This is a genomic window from Phenylobacterium sp. (assembly GCF_016793285.1).
GTDB lineage: Bacteria > Pseudomonadota > Alphaproteobacteria > Caulobacterales > Caulobacteraceae > Phenylobacterium.
Genome location: NZ_JAEUMO010000024.1, coordinates 21,645 through 27,849, shown reverse-complemented (window position 1 = coordinate 27,849; position 6,205 = coordinate 21,645). Strand labels below are relative to the sequence as shown.

8 protein-coding genes are annotated in these 6,205 nt (G+C 71.2%); 4 read left to right on the top strand and 4 right to left on the bottom strand.

Annotated features, from left to right (window positions below; all coding sequences use genetic code 11):
* Positions 1-541: DNA/RNA nuclease SfsA (gene sfsA, locus JNL41_RS03015; RefSeq protein ID WP_293472792.1), on the bottom strand; the 541-nt coding region annotated here is incomplete at its 3' end.
* 183 nt (positions 542-724) lie between these two features.
* Between sfsA and JNL41_RS03010 the strand changes: the two genes are divergently transcribed.
* From JNL41_RS03010 to JNL41_RS02995, 4 genes are all read left to right on the top strand, one after another.
* The gene (locus tag JNL41_RS03010) at positions 725-1,495 is read left to right on the top strand and encodes a molybdopterin-binding protein (RefSeq protein ID WP_293472791.1); all 771 of its coding nucleotides are present in this window, start codon (positions 725-727) and stop codon (positions 1,493-1,495) included.
* Between the two features lie 66 nt (positions 1,496-1,561).
* Positions 1,562-1,822 (top strand): hypothetical protein, encoded by a 261-nt coding sequence (locus JNL41_RS03005; protein WP_293472790.1) that lies wholly within the window; start codon positions 1,562-1,564, stop codon positions 1,820-1,822.
* Between the two features lie 105 nt (positions 1,823-1,927).
* Positions 1,928-2,710, top strand: coding sequence for an SDR family oxidoreductase (locus tag JNL41_RS03000; RefSeq protein WP_293472789.1), 783 nt, complete (start codon positions 1,928-1,930; stop codon positions 2,708-2,710).
* A gap of 10 nt (positions 2,711-2,720) precedes the next feature.
* Complete coding sequence (locus JNL41_RS02995; RefSeq protein ID WP_293472788.1) at positions 2,721-3,515, top strand: enoyl-CoA hydratase/isomerase family protein; 795 nt, start codon at positions 2,721-2,723, stop codon at positions 3,513-3,515.
* Here the strand turns inward: JNL41_RS02995 and JNL41_RS02990 are convergent.
* The 3 genes from JNL41_RS02990 to JNL41_RS02980 all read right to left on the bottom strand — a co-directional run bounded on the left by JNL41_RS02990 (position 3,512) and on the right by JNL41_RS02980 (position 6,182).
* A complete protein-coding gene (locus tag JNL41_RS02990; RefSeq protein WP_293472787.1) occupies positions 3,512-4,552 on the bottom strand; it encodes a glycosyltransferase in 1,041 nt (346 codons plus the stop codon). The two genes, JNL41_RS02995 and JNL41_RS02990, sit on opposite strands and share 4 nt — an antisense overlap.
* Before the next feature lie 5 nt (positions 4,553-4,557).
* Positions 4,558-5,400 carry a formyltetrahydrofolate deformylase gene (gene purU / locus JNL41_RS02985; protein ID WP_293472786.1) on the bottom strand — a complete coding sequence of 281 codons (843 nt, stop codon included), beginning with the start codon at positions 5,398-5,400 and terminating at the stop codon, positions 4,558-4,560.
* A gap of 95 nt (positions 5,401-5,495) precedes the next feature.
* Positions 5,496-6,182: a superoxide dismutase gene (locus tag JNL41_RS02980; protein ID WP_293472785.1), complete on the bottom strand. Its 687-nt coding sequence runs from the start codon at positions 6,180-6,182 to the stop codon at positions 5,496-5,498.
* Between the last annotated feature and the right edge of the window lie 23 nt (positions 6,183-6,205).

Below are 6,205 nucleotides of genomic sequence, written 5' to 3'. Positions count from 1 at the left end.
GCTGGATCACGAACAGCATCACCGCCCGCTCGCCCGCCGCCACCATGGCGGTGAGTTCGCGCAGGTGCTTGAGCGAGCGGGCGGCGACGCAGTCGGGGAACTCGGCGAGCGCGCCTTCGCGACGCAGGTGGCAGTTCTTGACCTCCAGCCAGCATGGCGCGCGGTCGGGGTGTTCCAGGAGGAAGTCGACGCGGGAGTTCGCGCCGTACCTCACCTCGCGGCGGTGGGTGGCGTAGCCGGCGACCTCGGGGATCGCATCCGCCGCCAGCGCCTCGGCGACGATCCGGTTGGGGTGCATGGTGTTGATGCCGACGAGGCCGCCGTCGGCCTCCACCAGTTCCAGCGTGTGGGCGAGCTTGCGCCTGGGGTCGTCGGACTTCGAGAGCCAGGCGCGGAGGCCGGGCGTGTTCAGGCCCAGCATGGCGCCGGGGTTCGGGCAGTGGGCGGTGACGGTCGAACCGTCGTCCAGCGCCACGTCGGCGAAGAAGCGCTTGTAGCGGCTGACGAGCACGCCGCGCACGAGCGGGGAGGGGAACTGCATGGCGGCCAGCATAGGTGCGGTCGCCGCGCCCCCTCCACCCCTTCGTGGTCCCCCGCCGCCGCGAGCGGGGGAGGTTCGTCGCCGCGGCGAACCTTCCCGGCAAAGCGGGGAGGAGGAGCCAAAGGGTGGAGGGGGCGCTGCGGCTCGCGTAGAGTTGGCGTTCCGCCAAGCCGGGACGAACGAATGAGCGCCGCCGAAGACCCCGACCGCGTCACCTGCGCCGTGCTGATCATCGGCGACGAGATCCTGAGCGGCCGGACGCAGGACACGAACCTGCGCGACATCGCGCGCTACCTGAACGTGCTCGGGATCGACCTGGCCGAGGCGCGCACCGTGCCCGACGTGCTCCAGGAGATCGTGGATGCGCTGAACGCGCTGCGGTCTCGCTACGACTACGTCATCACCACGGGCGGGATCGGGCCGACGCACGACGACATCACCGCCGACGCCATCGCCGCGGCGTTCGGCGTGGAGCTGGAGGAACACCCCGAGATCATCGCGATGATGCAGTCGCGCTGGCAGGGCGAGCTGAACGCGGCGCGGCGGCGGATGGCGCGGGTTCCGGTGGGCGGGCGACTGGTGAAGAACCCCGTGCAGGGCCCGCCGGGCTTCACCATCGGCAACGTGTTCACGCTCGCGGGCGTGCCCACGATCATGCGCGGCATGCTGGAGGACGTGGGGCCGCGTATGCGCGGTGGACGCCCGACCGTGTCGCGGACGGTGCGGGTGGAGGGCTCGGGCGAGGGCGCGATCGCCGCGCCGCTGGAAGCGGTGGCCCGGGCGCACCCCGACATGAGCCTGGGCAGCTATCCGTTCTTCGGCGCCGAGGGCTATGGTTCGAACCTGGTGATCCGCAGCCGCGATCCCGCGGCGCTGGCCGGCGTCGTCGACGAACTGATCGCGGCGCTGAAGGGCGCGGGCATCGAGAACGTCCGCGAGATCGAGGTTGCGTGACGACGGCGCGGTGGTAACCCTCGGCCACGCGCTGCGGGCGAGGTCCCGCGACCTGGAGTCTGTCCGATGATGTCCCTCGTGATCGCCGCCGTGCTGTTCGCCGCGGGCGAACCCGCCGCCGCCCAGGCGGCCGATGCGCCGAAGCCCGCCGCCGAGAAGTCGCCCAAGGCCAACAAGGACGGCATGATCTGCGTGAAGGAAGCGGTGTCCGGCAGCAAGATGAAGAGCCGCATCTGCATGACCCAGGCCGAGTGGGACGCCCGCAAGGCCAACGACCGCGAGATGGTCGATCAGGCCCAGCGCAACCGGCCGCTCCAGAGCAACTGAGCCTGCGGCCGGCCGTCCCCTCCACGGGGCGGGGGCGGCTGCCTGCGGCTTGACCGACGTAGGGGCGCCCGCAACAAGTCCTTTCGCAAAGCGGGAGACTTCGAGATGGCGTTCAAACCCTTCGACCTGACCGGCAAGGTCGCGCTGGTGACCGGCGGCAACGGCGGGATCGGCCTCGGCATGGCCGAGGGCATGGCGCAGGCCGGCGCCAAGGTCGCCGTCTGGGGCCAGAACCCGGAGAAGAACGCCAAGGCCGAAGAGACCCTGAAGGCGCACGGCGTCGACGTGCTGGTCCAGAAGGTCGACGTGGCCGACGAGGCGGCGATCGTGAAGGGCGTCGCCGAGCTGCTGGAGCGGTTCGGGCGTCTGGACTTCTGCGCCGCCAACGCCGGCATCGGCGGCGGCGGGGCCTTCGAGGAGATGACCACCGAGCGCTGGCGGCGCGTGACCACCGTCAACCTGGACGCCGTCTTCTGGACCTTCCGCGAGGCGGCGCGGCACATGGTCGAGCGCGCCAAGGCCGGCGACCCGGGCGGCTCGCTGGTGGTGACGTCGTCGACCTCGGCGGTGCATGGCGCGCCGCGCAACCAGGCCTATGCCTCGACCAAGGGCGCGGTGCTCTCGATGGTGCGGGGCCTGGCGGTCGAGTACGCGCGCTACGGCATCCGGGCCAACTCCATCCTGCCGGGCTGGATCGCCACCGACATGACCGCCGGCTCGGTCGCCTGGGACAAGTTCAACGAGAAGGTCATCCAGGCCCGCGTGCCGATGCGGCGCTGGGGCGAGTGGGAGGACTTCGCGGGCATCGCGGTCTACCTGGCCTCGGACGCCTCGAGGTTCCACACCGGCGACAGCTTCGTCATCGACGGCGGCTACACGATCTACTGAGGGCCGCCCCGTGACCGACCGCTACGCCCGCTACGAGCGGCTGAAGTTCGAGCGCCCGGCGCCCGGCGTGCTCCGGATCGCGATGAGCAACCCGGGCAAGCTGAACGCCGCCGACGAGACGATGCACCGCGAGCTCGCCGAGGTCTGGCGCGACGTGGACGCCGACCCCGACACCCGCTGCGCCATCCTGACCGGCGAAGGCGCGGCGTTCTCGGCCGGCGGCGACTTCGGGATGATCGAGCAGATCACCCAGGACTTCGAGGTCCGCGTGCGGGTGATGCGCGAGGCGCGCGACATCGTCATGAACGTCATCGACTGCCAGACGCCGGTGGTGTCGTCGATGCGCGGCGTCGCCGTGGGCGCGGGGCTGGTGGCGGGCCTGCTGGCCGACGTCTCGATCGTGACGCCGGACGTGCGGATCATCGACGGCCATACGCGGCTGGGCGTGGCGGCCGGCGACCACGCGGCGATCGTCTGGCCGCTGCTCTGCGGGATGGCGAAGGCCAAGTACTACCTGCTCACCTGCGACCCGCTGAACGGGGCCGAGGCCGAGCGGATCGGGCTGGTGTCGCTGTGCGTCGCGGACGAGGAGCTGGACGCCAGGGCGCTGGAGGTGGCGACGAAGCTGGCGAACGGCGCCACGCGCGCCATCGCCTGGACCAAGCACACCCTGAACCACTGGCTGCGCACGGCGGGGCCCACGTTCGACGCCTCGCTGGCGATGGAGTTCCTGGGCTTCACCGGGCCCGAGGCGGCCGAGGGCCTGGCCTCGCACAAGGAAAAGCGCAAGCCGAGGTTCGTTTAGCCACGCGTGTTGGCCAGCGCGTGGTAGCGGGCCGCCTCGTCCTTCAGACCCAGGCTTTCGTAGAGGGCGGCGAGGTTGTGGGCGGCCATGTGGCTGCCGCGGCCGGGGACGGCCGCGTCGAGCTCGGGCCTCTCGCCGATGTCGAGGCATCGCTTCCAGGCGGACTCGACCACGGGGAGGAACTCCCTGGCGGCCCGATCCGGCGCCTGCACCGCGCACTCGAGATAGAGGTCGCCCAGGGCGAAGTAGAAGTCGGGGCTTTCCGGCCAGTTGTCGATCTCGCTGCCGACGAGTTGCAGCGCCTCGTCGAGCTGTCCGGCGGTCTTCAGCGCGGTGACGGCGCGCACCACCAGGCCGTGGCGCCACGGGACGTCGGCGGGGGCGAGGCGCAGGGCCTCGGTGAAGCACAGCGCGGCCTGCGGCGGCCGCTCGCGCACCTGATGCTCCCGCGCCAGTTGATACCAGAGGTAGGCGTCGTCCGGACTGGCCTCGAGCCCGGCCATGAGCAGCGCCTCGTTGCGCCCCGCCTTGCGCGCCAGGCTTGCCGCCGTGTAGCCGTCGTGGCCGAGGACGAGGCCGGTGCGGAAGCTGCCGCGGCCGCCCACCGGCTGTTCGTGGACCCGGCCCTCGTAACGCACGCCGCGCGGCAGGATCCGCGGAAGCCACGACTGGCCGGCTTCCTGGCCGGCCGCGTCGGCGACGTTCTCCAGCCGCACCACGCCGAGGCGGCCGTCGGGGGCAGCGGGCAGGGCGGCGAGGGCTTCGCCGCCCCCGGCGATCCACTCGTCGGCGTCGAGCACCAGGTTCCAGGCGGCGTCCGAACCGTCGAGCGCCGCGTTCCGCGCCGCGGCGAAGTCGTCGACCCAGGCAAAGGCGCGCACCTGCGCGCCGCAGGCGGCGGCGATGGCCGGGGTCGCGTCGGCCGATCCGGTGTCCAGCACGATCATCCGTTCGACGAACGGCGCGGCGCTCTCCAGCGCGCGGGCGATGCTGGCGGCCTCGTCCCGGGCGATCATCACGAGGGCGAGGCGGGTCATCGCCGTCAGTCCGTGAAGACCACGGTCTTGCGGCCGTTGAGCAGCACCCGGTCGTCCAGGAACCAGCGCACGGCGCGGGCCAGGACGCGCCGCTCGATGTCGCGGCCCTTGCGGATGAGGGCGGCGGGCGTGTCGCGGTGGCTGATGCGCTCGACGTCCTGCTCGATGATCGGACCCTCGTCGAGGTCGGCGGTGACGTAGTGAGCGGTGGCGCCGATGGTCTTCACGCCGCGGGCGTGGGCCTGATGATACGGCCGCGCGCCCTTGAAGCCGGGCAGGAACGAGTGGTGGATGTTGATGCAGCGGCCTTCCAGCTTCGCCGCCAGGTCCGCCGACAGCACCTGCATGTAGCGGGCGAGGACGACCAGCTCGGTCCCGGTCTGCTCGATCAGCTTCACGAGCTTCGCTTCCTGCTCGGCCTTGGTCTCGGGCGTGACGGGCAGGTGATGGAAGGCGATGCCCTGCAGGTCGGTGTGCGGATAGGTGGACGCCGGGTGGTTGGAGACGACGGCGGTGATGTCCATCGCCAGTTCGCCCTGCCGCCAGCGCCAGATCAGGTCGGACAGGCAGTGATCCTGCTGCGAGGCCAGGATCATCACCCGGCGGCGGTCGTGCCGCCGCCGCAACTGCCACGTCATCGCGTACTCGTCGGCCAGCGGCTGCAGCGTGGCGCGCCAGGCCTCGACGTCGGCGGCGCCCGGATCGAAGACCACCCGCATGAAGAAGCGGCCGGTCTCCTGGTCGTCGTACTGCTGGGCGTCCAGGATGTTGGCCCCGGCCTCGAAGAGGCGGGCCGAGACGCGGGCCACGATGCCGGGGCGGTCGTCGCAGGAAAGGGTCAGAATCATTGCACGTCAGGCCTTGCCGGGCGCACCCGGCAAGGTCAAGGCGCGGGACGCGGCGGGCCGCCTCCCGGGCCACCGCTTCCACCGCCAGAAGACGGTCAGGCGCTCGGCTGCGGCCGCTCGCCCTTGCCTCTGTCCTTGCCGGCGTCGGGCTCGGTCGCGGGATAGCGGAAGGCGTCGCCGCTTCCGTTGCTCGCGGCGAGCTGGGCGGCGGCGAACGCCCAGTTGGCGACGTTGTCGACCCAGCGCTCCAGGAACGCCTTCCGGTCGTTCTTGTAGTCGAGGTAGTAGGCGTGTTCCCACAGGTCGCAGACCAGCAGCGGGAACGCGCCTTCCTTGACCAGCGTATCGTCCGCGTCGTGGGTCGAGATCACCTTCAGGCCGTCCGAGCCGGTGACGATCCAGACCCAGCCCGAGGCGAAGTGGTTGGCGCCCTCCTCGACGAAGGCCGCCTTCAGGGCGTCGAAGTCGTCGAAGCTCTCGTTGATGGCCCGCAGCAGGTCGCCCGTCGGCTTTGCGCCGCCCGGCGGACGCATGCTCTCCCAGAAGAGGGCGTGGTTCCACGCCTGGGCGGCGTTGTTGAAGAGCTTCCTGTCGCCGGCCTTCGAGGCTTCCCGCACCACCTCCTCCAGCGGCTTGCCCGCCAGCCCCGCCTTGGCGGCGAGGTCGTTCGTCTTGTCGACGTAGGTCTTGTGGTGCTTGTCGTGATGGGTGTGCAGCGTGTCGGGCGACAGGAACGGCGCGAGGGCGTCGTAGCCATACGGAAGCTCGGGAAGGACGTACATGGGGGACTCTCTCGTCTCGATGG